At 60.1% G+C, this 16961-nt stretch carries 13 protein-coding genes; 6 read left to right on the forward strand and 7 right to left on the reverse strand.

Features of this window, described 5'->3' with window-relative positions:
* Window positions 1-59 precede the first annotated feature (59 nt).
* Together EPZ47_RS15645 and EPZ47_RS15650 are read left to right on the forward strand one after the other, a co-directional pair.
* Window positions 60-1520, forward strand: coding sequence for an efflux transporter outer membrane subunit (locus tag EPZ47_RS15645; RefSeq protein ID WP_135845617.1), 1461 nt, complete (start codon window positions 60-62; stop codon window positions 1518-1520).
* A 43-nt stretch (window positions 1521-1563) separates the two neighbouring features.
* Complete coding sequence (locus EPZ47_RS15650) at window positions 1564-2349, forward strand: SDR family NAD(P)-dependent oxidoreductase (protein ID WP_135845618.1); 786 nt, start codon at window positions 1564-1566, stop codon at window positions 2347-2349.
* 79 nt (window positions 2350-2428) lie between these two features.
* Here the strand turns inward: EPZ47_RS15650 and EPZ47_RS15655 are convergent, their stop codons facing one another.
* The 4 genes from EPZ47_RS15655 to EPZ47_RS15670 form a co-directional block, all read right to left on the reverse strand.
* Window positions 2429-3700, reverse strand: a complete 1272-nt coding sequence (locus EPZ47_RS15655; protein ID WP_135845619.1) for an OmpP1/FadL family transporter — start codon at window positions 3698-3700, stop codon at window positions 2429-2431.
* Between the two features lie 51 nt (window positions 3701-3751).
* Window positions 3752-4531 (reverse strand): thioesterase family protein, encoded by a 780-nt coding sequence (locus EPZ47_RS15660; RefSeq protein ID WP_135845620.1) that lies wholly within the window; start codon window positions 4529-4531, stop codon window positions 3752-3754.
* 161 nt (window positions 4532-4692) lie between these two features.
* Window positions 4693-5313 (reverse strand): TetR/AcrR family transcriptional regulator, encoded by a 621-nt coding sequence (locus EPZ47_RS15665; RefSeq protein ID WP_135845621.1) that lies wholly within the window; start codon window positions 5311-5313, stop codon window positions 4693-4695.
* Window positions 5314-5474: 161 nt separating this feature from the next.
* A complete protein-coding gene (locus EPZ47_RS15670; protein WP_135848006.1) occupies window positions 5475-6386 on the reverse strand; it encodes a bifunctional helix-turn-helix transcriptional regulator/GNAT family N-acetyltransferase in 912 nt (303 codons plus the stop codon).
* Window positions 6387-6820: 434 nt separating this feature from the next.
* Between EPZ47_RS15670 and EPZ47_RS15675 the strand changes: the two genes are divergently transcribed.
* The 4 genes from EPZ47_RS15675 to EPZ47_RS15690 all read left to right on the forward strand — a co-directional run bounded on the left by EPZ47_RS15675 (window position 6821) and on the right by EPZ47_RS15690 (window position 13652).
* Window positions 6821-7585: a substrate-binding periplasmic protein gene (locus EPZ47_RS15675; RefSeq protein ID WP_135848007.1), complete on the forward strand. Its 765-nt coding sequence runs from the start codon at window positions 6821-6823 to the stop codon at window positions 7583-7585.
* A gap of 197 nt (window positions 7586-7782) precedes the next feature.
* A complete protein-coding gene (mexE, locus tag EPZ47_RS15680; protein ID WP_135845622.1) occupies window positions 7783-9036 on the forward strand; it encodes a multidrug efflux RND transporter periplasmic adaptor subunit MexE in 1254 nt (417 codons plus the stop codon).
* 15 nt (window positions 9037-9051) lie between these two features.
* On the forward strand, window positions 9052-12231 hold the full coding sequence (locus EPZ47_RS15685) for an efflux RND transporter permease subunit (RefSeq protein WP_135845623.1): 3180 nt from the start codon (window positions 9052-9054) through the stop codon (window positions 12229-12231).
* On the forward strand, window positions 12228-13652 hold the full coding sequence (locus tag EPZ47_RS15690; protein WP_135845624.1) for an efflux transporter outer membrane subunit: 1425 nt from the start codon (window positions 12228-12230) through the stop codon (window positions 13650-13652). Before EPZ47_RS15685 ends, EPZ47_RS15690 begins: the two co-directional genes overlap by 4 nt.
* 132 nt (window positions 13653-13784) lie before the next feature.
* Here the strand turns inward: EPZ47_RS15690 and feaR are convergent, their stop codons facing one another.
* From feaR to EPZ47_RS15705, 3 genes are all read right to left on the reverse strand, one after another.
* Window positions 13785-14735 carry a transcriptional regulator FeaR gene (gene feaR / locus EPZ47_RS15695; protein ID WP_135845625.1) on the reverse strand — a complete coding sequence of 317 codons (951 nt, stop codon included), beginning with the start codon at window positions 14733-14735 and terminating at the stop codon, window positions 13785-13787.
* 122 nt (window positions 14736-14857) lie between these two features.
* Window positions 14858-15478 (reverse strand): DUF3156 family protein, encoded by a 621-nt coding sequence (locus tag EPZ47_RS15700; RefSeq protein ID WP_135845626.1) that lies wholly within the window; start codon window positions 15476-15478, stop codon window positions 14858-14860.
* The gene (locus EPZ47_RS15705; protein ID WP_135845627.1) at window positions 15423-16922 is read right to left on the reverse strand and encodes an APC family permease; all 1500 of its coding nucleotides are present in this window, start codon (window positions 16920-16922) and stop codon (window positions 15423-15425) included. Before EPZ47_RS15705 ends, EPZ47_RS15700 begins: the two co-directional genes overlap by 56 nt.
* Between the last annotated feature and the right edge of the window lie 39 nt (window positions 16923-16961).

Genomic DNA, 16961 nt, shown 5'->3' on the forward strand with positions numbered 1-16961 from the left:
ACAGAAAGTGACCATAATATAATATGGTCACAAATCAACCGCCCCTTCCAGGAATCCCAATGCCGCATCTCCGCCCCCTTGCTCTTTTGGTGAGCGCCAGCTTGATGGCCGGTTGCGCGGTCGGTCCGGACTACCATCGTCCGGAGACTGCGCTTTCGAACCGCTTCCTGGGTCAGTCTTCTGTCGAACAGAGGCCCGGCGCAACACGTGCCAGTCTTGTAGCCTGGTGGGAAGGCTTTGGTGATCCAGTGTTGACCGAGTTCGTCGCCAAGGCGCTTGAACAGAACCTGGACCTGGCTCAGGCGGCTGCGCGAGTCGCGCAAGCACGGGCAGGCCTGGGGGCCGCCAATGCCGCGTTACTGCCTTCGGGCAACATCAACGGTCAAGCCGCGCGCGCCCGCCAGTCTGTGGAGACGCCACTCGGCCAAGTGCTGAACTCGACGCCCGGCTATGATCGGTATGGCAGCGCCTATGAACTCAACCTCAACGCCGGTTGGGAGATAGACGTTTTTGGTGGCCTGCGACGCGGACGCGAGGCCGCACTGGCTGAATACCAAGCCTCTGAAGCGGGCGTCGCCGCCACACGCCTGGCCGTCGCCGCGCAGACCGCCGATATCTACATCACCCTGCGCGGGCTGCAGGCTCGGCTGGACATTACCAACCGACAAGTCAAAACCCAGCAAGACCTGCTGGAGAAAGTCCAATTGCTCTATAGCAAGGGCCTCGCCGCCAACTATCAGGTTCACCAGACTGAGGGCGCCCTGTCTCAAGTCCAGGCGACAGTACCGGTGCTGCAAACCGGCCTGGATTCCGCCATGAACGCGCTGGATGTCATGCTCGGCACACCGCCGGGCACCCATCGCCGGCAACTGGCAACGATGGAAAGTATCCCTGCGGCACCGCAGATAACCGCCATGGGCACGCCGGCCGATCTGCTGCGCCGCAGACCGGATCTCATCGTCGCTGAGCGCCGCCTCGCGGCCTCCAACGCCCGCATCGGCGAAGCAATCGCCGAGTACTACCCAAAATTTTCCCTCAGCGCGTTGCTCGGCAGTGCCACGGCGGTATCCGCCGGAAACCTGTTCACTGGCGACGCCAGCCAGGCGACGGGCGCACTGGGCCTGCGCTGGAGACTCTTCGACTTTGGCCGCATCAACGCCCAGATTGATCAAGCCAAAGGACAGGAAGCCGAAGCCCTCGCCGCTTACCGCCAGTCCGTGCTGCGCGCCACCGAAGACGTTGAGAACGCCTTCTCGGCACTGGTCAATCGAGAAACCCAGACCACCACCCTCACCCAGGGCGAAGCGTCACTGACCCAGGCTCGACAATCATCATTCATCGCCTATCAGAAAGGCACGGCCAGCCTGATCGATGTTCTGAATGCCGACCAGACACTGCTGCAGGCCTCCGATGCCCGGGCCCAAGCACGAACGGAGTCGGCCCGTGCGGCGGTCGCGGCATTTCGGGCGCTCGGGGGTGGCTGGCAGCCGCCTGACGCCCAGCCAGTGGCAGCCAGATGACTGATACCCCTTTCTTTCAACTCAACAACCCGAGACCAACGACATGAAACCGAACGATAACTCCTGGGTGCTCATCACAGGCGCCTCAAGCGGATTTGGCGAGGAGTTTGCCCGGCAATACGCAGCACAAGGGAAATCTCTCGTTCTGGTAGCACGCAGGCTGGATAAGCTCGAAACGCTATCGGCGCAATTGCGCGAACGTTTCAGTGTTGATGTCATAGTCGAGCAAGTAGACCTTTCCTCGATCCCGGCGGTCATCGAGTTGCACCAGCGGCTGCGCGAGCGCAATGTCGTGATCGATGTGCTCATTAACAATGCGGGACATGGCTTGCAGGGGCCTTTCCTGGATCAGCCCCTGGACCAGTCCCTAGCCATGATTGATTTGGATATCGCCAGTCTGACGGCCCTGACTCACGTCTTCGCGGCAGACATGCGAGCCCGCAAACGTGGACATATCCTGATGGTCGCCAGCCTGCTGTCTTTTCAAGGCGTGAAGAATTTTGCCGTTTACTCTGCCGCTAAAGCTTACGTGCTGCGCTTCTCTGATGCGTTGCATCGTGAACTCAAAAGCGACGGCGTCATCGTGACGGCACTTTGTCCGGGGATGTCGGATACCGGGTTTGCGCAAAGCGCCAGGCAAACGATTACGCCAGCCTTGAAAATGGTGATGATGCAGCCACAACCCGTTGTAGCGGCAGGAATCCGTGCACTGCAAGCCGGACGCATAAGTGTCGTACCCGGCTTTGGCAACAAGGCTATGACCGTCCTGACCTGGGCCACGCCTCGCCGGTTTCACCAGGGTCTTATGGCGCGCATCATGGGTGCCTGAGCAGGTAATGAAGCGGCCTTGCACACGCCAACCAAAGGCCGGGGCAGCATGCGCTCCCGGCTTTTAGAGCAGCACTCAATCAAAAGCGATAGCTGACCGAAGTCCCGAAACCGCTCGCACTGTTTTTGTACTTGGAGCTGTAGGCACCCCGGGTGGCCGAGGCATCGTTGACCTGCACGCTTTCTTCCCACAGATAGGAATAAGCGACATCCACGGTGACATTGTCCACCGGAGTCCAGCCCGCGCCGAAGCTGATCACCTGCCGGTCGCCGGTAGGAATACGTGGCCCGCGGTTGGTGTTGTTGGCAGGCGACTGGTCAACCGAAAAGCCTGCACGCAGCACCCACTGATTGTTCAATCGATACGCCGTACCGATAGCGTGAGCCCACGTGTCATGCCAGTTCTGCTCTTCGCTGATGGTACCCAACTGACCGCTCAACAAAGGCGGCAGCCCGGAGTTCTCGATGGTCAGCTCCTTGAAGCGACTCCAGCGTGTCCAGGTACTGCCCAGGTACAGAGTCCAGTCATTGTTGAGCTGGTGAGTCACCGAGAAGTCGACCGATTCCGGGGTATCCACATCCAGCGAAGCGTCATAGCTGCGCCCGCTTACACCTAACAAGCTGAAGGTTCCGCCGCTGACCTTGGTCTTGGCGTCCAAGCGGTAACTGACCTTGGAATGGTAGGTCAACCCCAGGCGGGTTCGGTCTGTCGCCTGCACCAGGATCCCCGCGTTGAAACCCAGGGCCGTGTCGTCGCCGGTGCTTTTGAGTTTTCCATCATTGCTACCCGGACTGAATGCATTGGGCACCATCGCGGATATCTCACCGCTGATGCGGTTGATCGTAGGTCCAAACCCGATCGACACCGTGTCGTTGAAGGCATAGCTGATAGTGGGCTGGAACGTGAGTGTCTTGACCTCGCTTTTATTAGCGTAATAACGCCCGGCGAAATCACTGCCGTAATCGGTAATCAAGCCGAACGGCACATAAAAACCAACGCCGAACGCCCAGTGTTCATCCACGGGTTTGACGTAGTAACCCATCGGCACCGTGGTTGTTGGCACCATGTCACCGTCTTCCTGGCCGCCGAAGGTACTGCGGGTCCGGCTTATTTCGGAGTTGGTGAAAAGCGTCGCCGCCCCCAGGCTGACCTGTTCCTTCTTCAAGCGAGACATCCCCGCCGGATTACCGAAGACCGTGCTCGCATCTTCAGCGGAGGAAGAACGGCCGGCAAAGCCTGAGCCCATCCCACTGACGCTTTGTTCATTGAGCGCGAAGCCGCTGGCAAACACATGAGAACTTGCGAGCACGACGGAGAGACCCAGCGGGGTCTTGAGCAATATTTTTTTCATTATGAGAACTCTAAGGAGCAGTAGCTGAGGTAATGGAGCGGTTGGGTTGTGTTACGTAAAAATCGCCACGGTCTGGCGAGCCCAAAGCACTCGCCGACCGCTCTCGTCCCAGATCTCCATATCCTGCAGTGAGTAACCTTCCAGGGCCTGCTGGCTAAAGGAGTTGATCAGGAACCACTCTCCACCGACGGCCGGCTGCGGCAGATCGATCGTCCAGGACGCAGAACTGATGGCGGCGGGCTCGGTGAAGCAGGTCATGGCGGCCGGCGGCAAACTGTCAGCCAGGGCAATCAGGGCGACTGCCGGGTCTACACCCCGCGCATCCAGATGGCGCACCCACATCAGTAATTCTGGATTATCAGCGCCGGATACCGGGAGCGAACCACCCGCAGGACGCATCTCAAAGTTGTAGGCACAGGCTGGTGCGACCCGGCTGTCCAACTCCAATGTGGCGTACCGGGAGGGTCCGTCTACCAGCGGACGCCCCCAAGCATCATGGGTAATACGGCTCGCCCGTGGCTGAGCGAACAGCAGGGTCGTGCGCAACGCCAGGTCATCACCCGACAGGCAGTCGACCGATACCGAGGTGACTGACCGGCCTTGACGCAACACGCTGACATCGAATGTCTGGGCCTGCGTGACCGGACCTATGAACGACACCTGGGCGGACTTGAACGGCGGAAAACCCGTCGGACGCTCAAGCAAAACCGCTTGCAGTGACAACGCTGCGGACAGCCCTCCAAAAATCGTACGGCCCTGCCGCCAGTTGGGCGGAGACACAAACGGCGCATCCGGATCGAATTGCTGCAGCAACTGGGCGAAGCTCGTCATGCCGACGCTCCCTGGGCCAAGGGCAGATGCACCATACTTATTCATGTGACTATTTGTGTCAATAGTCACAATCGAAGTAAATGAATACCCTATATCAACCCGCCATGACCGAGCGTTGAAAACGAGGAGGAATGTGTCGTTTGCAAACCGTCAGCCGACGATCACGGCATGAGGCTACGTAAAATGAGATTGGAGGTGAGCGTGGGGGCCTCTTCGATGACGTCGAGGCTGTACTGCAACAGCAACGGATTGACGAAAGGCCGTAGCGCCAAGTGGATCGCATCTACTGTCTCGTCCAGCGGCGTCTTGCGTTCGAACTCACCGAGTTCTCGTCCTTCTCGCACGATTTGCAACACGAAGCTCTTGATTCGTGCGTTATAGACTTGCGAGCTGGGCCAGCGCTCCGACGCCGAGAACGCGGCAATGTCATAGAGCTTGCGGTCATTGAAGAACAGGTTCACGCCGGTAGTCACCAGGGTTTTGACCAGGCGTCGAAAACGCTCCGTCGGCGAGAGCCCCTCTTCGCTGATGGCCAGCTCCACCGCCGCAACGATTTCCGCCAGGCACCGGGTACAGATGGCCTCGCCGATCGCCTGCTTGGAGTCGAAGAACTTGTAGATGTATGCCTTGGAAAACCCGATGGCCTTGGCCAGGTCGGACACCGTGGTCTTACCGTAACCGTATTGACTGAAGTGCTCATTGGCCGCCGCGACGATCTGATCTCGGATGTCGTGATCGGCCGGGCCGCGGGTGCTGGGCGAAGATGGGGATGGCTGGTTCATGGGGGCAGCTTACGCATCCTGGAGACGGTTGACAACTTGTGACTCTTTTACAACAAAGTCACAAATCGTACATTAGCAGAAGCGCTTCCAGGGATCACGGCCCGGGCAAAAAAACGAATTATTCATAAGGTCAGGGCCTTCCCCGATGCGAGGATTTCGGTTCAAGTTTTCGCAACGGCTGGACCGGGCCGCACAAAGCACTGCTCCGTGACCCACTCTCCCCATTGCTGCCCCTCTTGCTCCCGCTCCAGCCTGAAACCAAAGTCTTCATACAATTTACGCGCGGCATCAAGGCCCTGGAACGTCCAGAGCCTCGTTGCACAAAAACCCCATTCGTCACAGAACTTCATTGCCTCAGCCAGCAAGCGTTTGCCCGCGCCCTTGCCTCGTGCAGAGTCATCCAGAATAAAGAAGCGCAGAACCGCCTCACCGCCTTCTCCTTCACCATCAATAGCGATCGATCCAACCATTCGCTGATCATCCAATGCCACCCAGACCTCATTGCGTGGGTTGTGCAAACGCCCCATGAGGTTAGCCATATCCGCGGCAACCAGGCTCTCGAAGGGCTGGCCAAAACTGAAATATCTTGCGTAGTAGTCAGCATGCATTTGCACGACGCGAGCAATTACGCCAGGCCGATAACCTCGTGCGATACCCAGCTCGACAGTGGCCGGCGGTTGTGTATCGAGTCGATGGGCTTGCAGGGCTGCGGCATAGTTGGCAATGCCCTCACTCGCTGTTTGCCATTGCTCGCGGGTCAAATGAGCCATGGCTGCCGCCACCTGTTTCGTAGCAAACGAATCAATGGATTGCAGGGTCCGTTTGCCTTGAGTCGAGAGCTGCAGCTTCTTGGAGCGCGCATCCTCCTCATGGGCAATTTCTTCAATTTCACCGGCCTCCACCAGCTTGCGAACCATCCGGCTCACGCTGGATTTTTCCAGGCCGAGCAGCTCAACAAGCTCCACCGCCGTCAGCGCCTGGCGATTCCCGATCTCAATGATTGCGTGCACGGATGACGCCGGATACCCCGTCGCCGCCAGCGTGGCGTGCAAAAAGCCCAGCTCTCGCACCATGAGGCGCGAAGCCGAACGGATTTTCTCAATCAACGCTTGTTGGGAATGGATCAAGGGAAATGCCTCAAATGGAACAGTCACATAGTTGTATCGCACAACTAATTACAGGTCAATTGAGGTCACACGCTGCGTAAACCCAGGTCCTTGCAACGCCTGGGCCACAGGGGCTCAGTTTTCATGGATGCAACGGTCACGCTATCTATCCAGCCGGCATCAATTTTCAAGGCTCAAGGTTTTTGTCAATTGGATGATCTATACCTTAGGAACACGCAATAAGGCCAAGACGACAACGTTGACGTGCCCCGATAAAAAGACTGTGGCAAACCCGCTTTCGGTTCGCTGCATCGCATAACACATTGGCCTGCTGGACGATGTTTCCCGACGCCAAGCACACGTAGAATGGCGCACCACTTTCAATGCCTGAAGTATCGATCATGAGCCCGATCCCCCGCGTTTTGAATGTCCACACCAAGGCGCTTCGCAGGCTTTGTCTGTTGTTACCGCTGCTGGTTGTCTATAACGCGTGCGGTGAACCCCTAGTGATTGAATTGCACATCCTGGACGCTCCCCCGCTAACCTTTGTCAACGACCCCAGGGGCTACGGAGTCGTGGGCGATGTCGCCGTGGCAGCCATGGCCAAAGCCGGATACACGATGAAAATCCATGTGCTCCCCTGGGCCAGGTCGCAGAAACACGTGAGCGAGGAACATGACCATTTGATCACCCCCCTGTCGCGCATACCGGAACGTGAAGACCGCTTCACCTGGATCGCCTCGATCATGCCCATGGAGCGAGCCTTTTTCAGCCTCGACCGGAAAGTGAACAGTTTCGCGCAAGCAAAAGAAACCTACCGCAAGATTGGCGTCGGCCTGGGCAGTGCCCAGGAGCAGATCCTGCGCAGCGAAGGATTCAGCGATGAGCAGATCTATCCGCTGGCCATTGGCGATAACCCCGCCCAGATGCTTTTGATGGGACGCATCGATGCCTGGTTCAACGGCGTCCCGGAGAGTCGCTACATTTGGCCGAACGTGTCCAAACGTAAACTGCTCATGAGTACAGTCGGCAGCCATGCCGATCTCTACCTGGCCTGCTCGAAGCACTGCTCGCCCAAAATGGTGGAGGATTTGCGCGAAGCGGTTGAAGCGCTTCACAAAGACGGTTCAGTCAAGCGTATCCATGATCTCTATTTGCCGGAATAGGCTCCTCCAGAGAGGATTCTCGCCAGCAAACGAGCATTAATTAGATTGATAGCTGACTAACGAAAGCCCCAGCCTAGAGGGCTCGTCGATGGCTTATATCATTCCGAATGATAGTTACCTTTGTTTCATTCGATTCGTTCCCCTGCCTTCGGCCACGCATCATCCGCCCATTCTCAATACATTGGCGGATGCTATCCATGGAACATTCACTTTCAAAACTGCGCTTTCCCCTCGCACTGCTGGCAGTGCTGGTGATGAGCGCCTGCGGCAAGACTCCCGACACGGCAGCGTCGATGCCGCCGGCCAAAGTCAGCGTGGCCAAGGTGCTGGAGCAACCGGTCAACGAATGGGATGAATTCACCGGGCGCCTCGAGGCACCGGAAACCGTCGAGATCCGCCCACGGGTTTCCGGGCAGATCGACGAAGTCGCCTTCACTGAGGGCGCGCTGGTCAAGAAAGGCGACCTGTTGTTCCAGATCGACCCACGCCCGTTCCAGGCTGAAGTACGTCGTCTCGAAGCCCAACTGGCCCAGTCCCGTGCTACCGCCACCCGTAGCGAGAACGAAGCCCAACGTGGCGAACGCCTGCGCTTGAGCAATGCCATTTCCGCCGAGCTGGCCGACTCGCGCACCAGCGCCGCCCAGGAAGCCCGCGCCGCCGCTGCGGCCATCCAGGCACAACTGGACCTGGCCAAGCTGAACCTGAGCTTCACCCGCGTCACCTCGCCCATCAGTGGTCGCGTCAGCCGGGCAGACATCACCGCCGGTAACCTGGTGACCGCCGATGTCACGCCGCTGACCAGCGTGGTCTCCACCGACAAGGTCTACGCCTACTTTGACGCCGACGAGCGCGTCTTCCTCAAGTACACCCAACTCGCCCGCCAGGGCCAGCGCGGCCAGGCCACGCCGGTCTACATGGGCCTGTCCAACGAAGACGGCAACCCGCACCAGGGCCAGATGAACTTCATCGACAACCAGGTCAACCCGCAAACCGGCACCATCCGTGGTCGCGCCGTATTCGACAACAAGGACGGCGCCTACACCCCTGGCCTGTATGCCCGCCTGAAGCTGGTGGGCAGTGGCACTTATTCCGCCGTGCTGATCAACGACGAAGCCGTAGGCACCGACCTGGGCAAAAAATTCGTGTTGGTGATGGATGCCGACAACAAGCCGGCCTACCGCGCTGTCGAGCTGGGGCCGAAAATCGAAGGCCTGCGTATCGTGCGTAACGGCCTGAGCAAAGACGACACCATCATCGTCAAGGGCCTGCAGCGGGCTCGCCCGGGGTCGCCGGTCACGCCTGAAACCGTGCCGATGGCCAGCGACGAAACCATTGCCGCCCTGGCACAACAACGTAAAGCGCTCGAAGCCAGCAACCTGCCCCAAGTCGCGCCGTCCAAGGCCGCGTCTGGATCGGCAGGCAAGCTGGCCGCTGCGACCCCACGCGGTTAAGGGACTGAATCCAAGATGAAATTTTCCCAGTTCTTCATTTCGCGGCCGATCTTCGCAGCGGTACTTTCGCTGCTGATCCTGATCGCCGGCGCCATTTCGCTGTTCCAGTTGCCGATCAGCGAATACCCGGAAGTCGTGCCACCGACGGTGGTCGTGCGCGCCAACTTCCCGGGCGCCAACCCCAAGGTCATCGGCGAAACCGTGGCCGCGCCCCTGGAACAAGCCATCACGGGTGTCGAGAACATGCTGTACATGTCCTCGCAGTCTACCGCTGACGGCAAGATCACCCTGACCATCACCTTCGCCCTGGGCACCGACCTGGACAACGCTCAGGTGCAGGTGCAGAACCGCGTCACCCGGACCGAGCCCAAGCTGCCGGAAGAAGTGACCCGGATCGGCATCACGGTGGACAAGGCGTCGCCCGACCTGACCATGGTCGTGCACTTGACCTCGCCGGATCAACGCTACGACATGCTCTACCTGTCCAACTACGCCCTGCTCAACATCAAGGATGAGCTGGCGCGCCTGGGCGGCGTGGGGGATGTCCAGCTGTTTGGCATGGGCGACTATTCCCTGCGGGTCTGGCTGGATCCGAACAAGACCGCTTCGCGCAACCTGACCGCCACCGACGTGGTCACCGCGATCCGTGAACAGAACCGTCAGGTCGCCGCCGGCGCCCTGGGTGCGCCGCCAGCGCCGAACGCCCAGGCCTTCCAGCTCTCGATCAACACCCAGGGTCGCCTGGTGAATGAGGAAGAGTTCGAGAACATCATCATTCGCTCCGGGGCCAACGGTGAGATCACTCGCCTGAAAGACATTGCCCGGGTCGAGCTGGGTTCCAGCCAATATGCCCTGCGCTCACTGCTGGACAACCAGCCAGCGGTGGCGATCCCGATCTTCCAGCGTCCGGGCTCCAACGCCATCCAGATCTCCAATGACGTTCGCGCCAAGATGGACGAACTGAAGAAGGGCTTCCCGGCGGGGATGGACTACAGCATCGTCTATGACCCGACGATCTTCGTCCGTGGCTCCATCGAGGCGGTGGTCCACACCCTGTTCGAAGCACTGATTCTCGTGGTGCTGGTGGTGATCCTGTTCCTGCAGACCTGGCGCGCCTCGATCATTCCACTGGTGGCTGTGCCGGTATCGCTGATCGGTACGTTTGCCGTGATGCACCTGTTCGGCTTCTCCCTCAATGCCCTCTCGTTGTTCGGCCTGGTACTGGCCATCGGCATCGTGGTGGATGACGCCATCGTGGTGGTGGAGAACGTCGAGCGAAACATCGAACTGGGGCTCACCCCCGTGGAGGCGACCAAGCGCGCCATGGGCGAAGTGACCGGGCCGATCATCGCCACGGCGCTGGTGCTGTGCGCGGTCTTTATTCCGGCGGCGTTCATCAGTGGCTTGACCGGACAGTTCTATAAGCAGTTCGCCCTGACCATTGCCATTTCCACGGTGATCTCGGCGGTCAACTCCCTCACGCTGTCCCCCGCCCTGGCCGCGGTATTGCTCAAGAGCCACGACGCGCCCAAGGATCGCTTCTCCAAGTTCCTGGACAAGATTTTCGGTGGCTGGCTGTTCCGTCCGTTCAACCGTTTCTTCGAGCGTGCCAGCCACGGCTACGTGGGCACCGTTGGACGCGTGATCCGCAGTAGCGGCATCGCCCTGCTGCTCTATGCGGGCCTGATGGTGTTGACCTTCTTCGGTTTCTCCAACACCCCGACCGGTTTCGTGCCCGGCCAGGACAAGCAGTACCTGGTGGCCTTCGCACAACTGCCGGATGCGGCGAGCCTGGACCGCACCGAAGACGTGATCAAGCGCATGTCCGACCTGGCTCTCAAACAACCGGGCGTACAGAGCGCGGTGGCCTTCCCTGGCCTGTCGATCAACGGCTTCACCAACAGCCCGAACGCCGGCATCGTGTTCGTGACCCTCAAGCCCTTCGACGAGCGCAAGGACCCGAGCATGTCGGCCGGTGCCATCGCCGGAGCCTTGAACGGCCAGTACTCGGAGATCCAGGAAGCCTACATGGCGATCTTCCCACCGCCGCCGGTACAGGGCCTGGGCACCATTGGTGGTTTCCGCCTGCAAATCGAAGACCGGGGCAACCTGGGCTACGACGAGCTGTACAAAGAAACCATGAACATCATCACCAAGAGCCGCAGCGTGCCGGAACTGGCCGGGTTGTTCACCAGCTACACCGTGAACGTGCCGCAGGTCGATGCCGCCATCGATCGTGAAAAAGCCAAGACCCACGGCGTGGCCGTCAGTGACATCTTCGACACCCTGCAGATCTACCTGGGCTCGCTGTATGCCAACGACTTCAACCGCTTTGGCCGCACCTATCAGGTCAACGTTCAGGCCGAGCAACAGTTCCGCCTGGAGTCGGACCAGATTGGCCAGCTCAAGGTGCGCAACAACCGTGGCGAGATGATCCCGCTGGCGACCTTCATCAAGGTCAGCAACACCTCGGGGCCGGACCGTGTGATGCACTACAACGGCTTCATCACCGCTGAAATCAACGGTGCCGCCGCCCCTGGCTACAGCTCCGGCCAGGCTGAAAAAGCCATCGAGAAACTGCTCAAGGACGAACTGCCCAACGGCATGACCTACGAGTGGACCGACCTGACGTACCAGCAGATCCTCTCGGGCAACACCGCGCTGTTCGTGTTCCCGCTCTGCGTCCTGCTGGCGTTCCTGGTGCTTGCAGCTCAGTACGAAAGCTGGAGCCTGCCGCTGGCGGTGATCCTGATCGTACCGATGACCCTGTTGTCGGCCATTACCGGGGTGATTCTGTCCGGCGGTGACAACAACATCTTTACCCAGATCGGCTTGATCGTACTGGTGGGGCTTGCCTGTAAGAACGCGATTCTGATCGTCGAGTTCGCCAAGGATAAACAGCTTGAGGGCATGAATCCGCTGGCCGCGGTGCTGGAAGCGTGCCGGCTGCGTCTGCGGCCGATCCTGATGACCTCCTTCGCCTTCATCATGGGCGTGGTGCCCCTGGTGTTCTCCAGCGGTGCTGGTGCCGAAATGCGCCATGCCATGGGTGTGGCGGTGTTCTCCGGGATGCTCGGGGTGACCTTCTTCGGCCTGCTGCTCACGCCAGTGTTCTATGTACTGATTCGCAACTTCGTCGAGCGCAGCGAGGCCCGCAAGGCGGCCCGGGCTTTGAAACTGGAGGCGCAACAATGAGTTTGAAAGTGTTCATGCCGAGCTTGCTGGTTCTGGCACTGAGTGCCTGCGCTGTAGGCCCGGACTACAAGGCACCGCAGACGGAGGCGGCGACTATCACCACCGCCACCGACGGCGCCGCCGGCCAGAAGAATTTCGACCGGGCCCGTTTCGAAGGCATCTGGTGGCAGCAATTTGAAGACCCGACCCTCAACGCACTGGTGACCCGCTCCCTGGACGGCAACCGCGAGTTGCGCGTGGCCTTCGCCCGTTTGCGGGCAGCCCGGGCCATTCGCGATGACGCCAGCAATGACGTCATGCCGACCATCACCAGCCGTGCCAGCAGCGAACTGGGCAAAGGCCAGAATCCAATGGGGCAAACTGACGACCGGGTCAATTCCGAGCGTTACGACCTGGGCCTGGACATGGCCTGGGAGCTGGATCTGTTCGGGCGCATACGGCGCAACCTGGAAGCCACCGACGCAGACCAGCAGGCGATCGAAGCCGACCTCTATCAGCTGCAGGTGACGATGATCGCCGAACTGGTGGACGCCTATGGTCAATTGCGCGGCGCCCAACTGCGGGAAAAAATCGCCCTGGCGAACCTCAAGAACCAACAGGACTCGCGCAAGATCACCGAAAGCCTGCGTGACGCCGGCGTCGGTGATCAACTCGACGTGGTCCGCGCCGATGCGCGCCTGGCCTCGGTAGAAGCCAGCGTGCCGCAACTGCAGGCCGAACAGGTGCGTCAACGCAATCGCATCGCCACGTTGCTGGGCGAGCGCCCGGACAAACTGAGTGTGGACCTGAGCCCGCAACAGTTGCCAGCCATCGCCAAGGCCCTGCCCATCGGCGACCCGGGCGAACTGCTGCAACGCCGCCCGGATATCCTCAGCGCCGAACGCCAACTGGCCGCCGCCACGGCACGCATCGGCGTGGCCAAGGCCGACCTGTTCCCACGGGTCAGCCTCAGCGGTTTCCTGGGCTTTACCGCCGGGCGCGGTTCGCAGATCGGTTCCTCGGCGGCCAACGCCTGGGCACTGGGCCCGAGCATTACCTGGGCGGCTTTTGACCTGGGCAGCGTGCGGGCTCGCCTGCGCGGGGCTGACGCCGAGGCCGATGGCGCCCTGGCGAGCTACGAACAGCAAGTGCTGTTGGCCTTGGAAGAATCGGAAAATGCCTTCAGTGATTACGGCAAGCGCCAACAACGCCTGATCTCGCTGATCCGTCAGAGTGAATCGAGCCGCGCCGCCGCTGACCTGGCCGAGATTCGCTACCGCGAAGGCACCGTGGATTTCCTCGTGTTGCTCGATGCCCAACGGGAACGCCTGGCCGCCGAAGACACCCAGGCCCAGGCCGAAGTGGAGCTGTATCGCGGCATCGTCGCAATCTACAAAGCTCTGGGCGGCGGCTGGAAACCGGAAACCGTCGCCAGCAACTAATCCCCTTTCTCCACCGAGCTCCTTTGGTTGGCCGCAACCAACCAAATTTTTGCCCCGCCTCCCATTTGGAGGCGGGGCTTTTTTTGCTTCAGCACACCATGGATTCGAGGCCACCCAGCCTCAAGCAGCGCCCTATGCCTGCTGCAGATGGCTGGAGCGGAAATCCTTGGGCGAGCGCTCGAACTGCTTTTTGAACGAACGGCTGAAGTGGGCCGAATCGGTGAAGCCCCACTTGTAGGCGATCGAAGTAATGGATTCGTCCCGCAAGAACGGGTTGCTCAGGTCGTCGGCGCTGCGTTTGAGTCGAGCGCGCTGGATGTAGCGGCAGACGCTGTCATCCTGCTCTTCGAACAAACGGTACAAATGCCGCACCGAAATGTTCAGGCGATTGGCCAGGCCCACCGGGCTCAGGCCGGGTTGAGTCAGGGATTCATCAATGACTTTCTGCACATAGCTGCGCAGTTGGCTACCTTGCAACGCGGCCCCCTCGTCACGGGCGTCGGTGTCCTGATCCAGAGCCGAACCCAACAGCGAAACGAACGCACTTTGCAACGCCTCCCCCTCTCCTGCCACCCCCTCGCCGTCCGGGGTGTCCTTGCATAGCTGATCCATCAACACATGCAGCATCCGCCCGCAGGCCTTGCTTGAGGAAATCTTGCCAAAGGTCTTGGCTTCTCCGCCCAGTTGCCGGGACACGTCCTGGCGAGACAGGGACAGCACGACGTGTTCAATCAGGCCGAACGGACTGATTTCAAGAGCGCCCACCGAATCCATCAATAACAGTTCGCCGGGCGCCAGTTGAATGCTCAGGCCGTTCTGGGTAATCCGGGAAAAGCCGCTGCGCTGGCTGACCAGAAAGCAATCCTGGTCGTCGTCATGATCTGGATTGGGTGAGTGGCGCTTGATGGCGCCGGCGTTGGTGCGCAGGTTGGCGAGGGCAAGGCCGCCCCGGGAGAAATTGGACACCTGGCCGATAAACAGCGCGCGATTAAAAGCCAGTTCCGTATCGAAATGACCGCAAGTCGCGCGCAGATCCCGGTTCCACGTCTCCAGCCCGTCTTGCCCAGCCTGTTGCATGCTCATGGCGTTCTCCGCAGTGGCTTATTGTTTTTGTCCGGCAATAGTTAACATGTTATCTATATGCGCGCAACAAGTACCTGATCGCCAGAGCAGTAGCAGGATTGATGCCAGGACAACGCCAAAAATCAGAGGGTTCCCAATACCCGCTGCAAACCGCTCAAGGCCGCCAGCAAGGCAGTACGCTGCTCGCGGCCCAGAGGAATGTAACGACGAAAGGCCGGCATGCGGTTCACCACTTCACTGCCGCCCATGTGCTCCAACCGTACGCACCATTGGCGCCCTTGCAGGTCAATGCGCAGGCGTTTGAAGTCCAGGGGCATGAGGGCTTGATACAGCGCTGAATCGCTTTCTATCGCCGCCTTCAATCGGTCCGACAGCTCCCCGTCGCCGCCGCGCTGCCGATAGCTTATGCCACGGCGTCGAACCGCCCCGCTGTGGTGCAACTCCAAGCGTGCCGCGCCCTCTCTCGACGCAGGCACGCGCAGTACGAACTCAGTCATCACCAGATGCATCAACAGCTGCGACTCGGTGCGCTCGACAATCTCCAACTGCAGGCGGTCATCGTCGGTGGCGACAGTCGCCGTCGCCGGCCCCGACATCTCGAATCGTGCCAGTCCGAGGTTGCGCCGCAACAGCGCCAGGGTCACCCCCGGTCGGTAGCCGGCCGGGGCACGCTGGGCACTGAACAGCTCAGACAGTTTTTGCAGCACGGTCATCAAACTCACCGGCAGATTGCCCTGGCTCATGGGAAAACTCCTTGGCCAGCACGTCTTCCACCGACGCTGGCTTGAATGGATTGACCTTCTGCACCACCAGGGTCCAGAACAAAGCGTACACCGCGGTGCCACCGAGCATCACTGCGAACGGAATGTAAATGTCCGCCGGGTTCATGCCAGGCGGGGTAATGAACCACATGCCAATGACGATGCCGACACTGGACAGGATTTGCGGCAACGGGAAAAACGGCGAGCGATAGGCACGCGGCAGGTCCGGGCGGCGAATGCGCAAACTGACCACTGACACGGTCACCAGCAGGTAGGCGAAACTCCAGGCACACACGGCGGCCAGCACCAGGTGCATGATGTTGTCGGTGTTGCCGCCAAGCCACAGTGCGTGCAAGCAAGGAATCAGCATCGCCACCAGGATGCACAATAGCGGCGTCTTGAAGCGCGGGTGCAGATAGGTGAAGACTTTCGGCAACGCACCATCTACCGCCATGCCGTAGAGAATCCGTGGCACCCCGGCCATCAGGGTATTGATAGTCGCCGCCCCGGCAAACAGGAAGCCGATCCCCAGCCACATCGGGCCTATGTCGCCCATGACCTGCTCGGCAAAACGCGGAATCGCCATGGGCGTATCCAGCAAATGCACGCCGCTGGTGGCATCCAACAGCACGTTTTCCACCTGGCGCTTCATCGCCGCGCCGTAAATGAACATGCAGGTGGCGACGCTGAATAACCCCAGCATCATGGCCCGGGGCATGGTTCTGGCCGAACGGCGCAGGTCCGGCGCCAGTGGCGTGACGAATTCGCAGCCGACAAACATGAACATCGCCATGCCCACCAATGACAGCACCGTGACCAGGTCGGTGCCCACTACGGAAGCGCCGAACCAGCCCTCCAGCTCCACCGCCGGTGCGGCGATCAGACCCAACACACCGAACACCATCAGGGTCGTCCACATGCCAAACGTGAGGATGATTTCAGCCCGGCCAAAGGCGCTCACGCCGAACCCATTGAGTACGCCAAACACCACGACAAACCCCACGCCCAGCAACCATGAACCACCCGCCGATTCGGCCAGGGTGTTGAGGTGCTCGAAATTCACCAGGGCCATGACCCCGGCCAGGATGGTCTCGGCGGTGCCGGCGAACACATGGACAATCAAATAAGCCGACAGCGTGCCAGTGATCGCAAAGAAGCGTCCCATGCCACAGTTGATGTAGTCATAGACCGAACCGGTAGTGGGCAGGATCGACGCGGCCTCGGCGAAGGTGGTGGCCTGGGCCATCATCATCACCAGGGCGATCAGCATCGCCATGGCAAAGGCACTGCCGCCGATGCCGAAACCCATGGTCGCGGTGAGGATCACCGGGCTTGCCATGATCAGGCCAATGGTGCTGGCCAACGCGGTGGGGAAGCCCACCGTACCCCGGTTCAAGTGCTCGGTGAGCCTGTCATTGATCGACATGGTGCAGATCCTCGAAAGCGGATTTTTAGTATGGATGCC

This window comes from Pseudomonas viciae, assembly GCF_004786035.1.
Taxonomy (GTDB): domain Bacteria; phylum Pseudomonadota; class Gammaproteobacteria; order Pseudomonadales; family Pseudomonadaceae; genus Aquipseudomonas; species Aquipseudomonas viciae.

Bases quoted from the DNA above. Each gene is read 5' to 3' on its own strand.
- EPZ47_RS15665 (WP_135845621.1), bottom strand. From the start codon at position 5,313: ATGAACCAGCCATCCCCATCTTCGCCCAGCACCCGCGGCCCGGCCGAT.
- EPZ47_RS15700 (WP_135845626.1), bottom strand. From the start codon at position 15,478: ATGAGCCAGGGCAATCTGCCGGTGAGTTTGATGACCGTGCTGCAAAAA.
- EPZ47_RS15675 (WP_135848007.1), top strand. From the start codon at position 6,821: ATGAGCCCGATCCCCCGCGTTTTGAATGTCCACACCAAGGCGCTTCGC.
- EPZ47_RS15660 (WP_135845620.1), bottom strand. From the start codon at position 4,531: ATGACGAGCTTCGCCCAGTTGCTGCAGCAATTCGATCCGGATGCGCCG.
- EPZ47_RS15685 (WP_135845623.1), top strand. From the start codon at position 9,052: ATGAAATTTTCCCAGTTCTTCATTTCGCGGCCGATCTTCGCAGCGGTA.
- mexE (WP_135845622.1), top strand. From the start codon at position 7,783: ATGGAACATTCACTTTCAAAACTGCGCTTTCCCCTCGCACTGCTGGCA.
- EPZ47_RS15650 (WP_135845618.1), top strand. From the start codon at position 1,564: ATGAAACCGAACGATAACTCCTGGGTGCTCATCACAGGCGCCTCAAGC.
- EPZ47_RS15705 (WP_135845627.1), bottom strand. From the start codon at position 16,922: ATGTCGATCAATGACAGGCTCACCGAGCACTTGAACCGGGGTACGGTG.
- EPZ47_RS15670 (WP_135848006.1), bottom strand. From the start codon at position 6,386: ATGGTGCGAGAGCTGGGCTTTTTGCACGCCACGCTGGCGGCGACGGGG.
- feaR (WP_135845625.1), bottom strand. From the start codon at position 14,735: ATGAGCATGCAACAGGCTGGGCAAGACGGGCTGGAGACGTGGAACCGG.
- EPZ47_RS15690 (WP_135845624.1), top strand. From the start codon at position 12,228: ATGAGTTTGAAAGTGTTCATGCCGAGCTTGCTGGTTCTGGCACTGAGT.
- EPZ47_RS15655 (WP_135845619.1), bottom strand. From the start codon at position 3,700: ATGAAAAAAATATTGCTCAAGACCCCGCTGGGTCTCTCCGTCGTGCTC.
- EPZ47_RS15645 (WP_135845617.1), top strand. From the start codon at position 60: ATGCCGCATCTCCGCCCCCTTGCTCTTTTGGTGAGCGCCAGCTTGATG.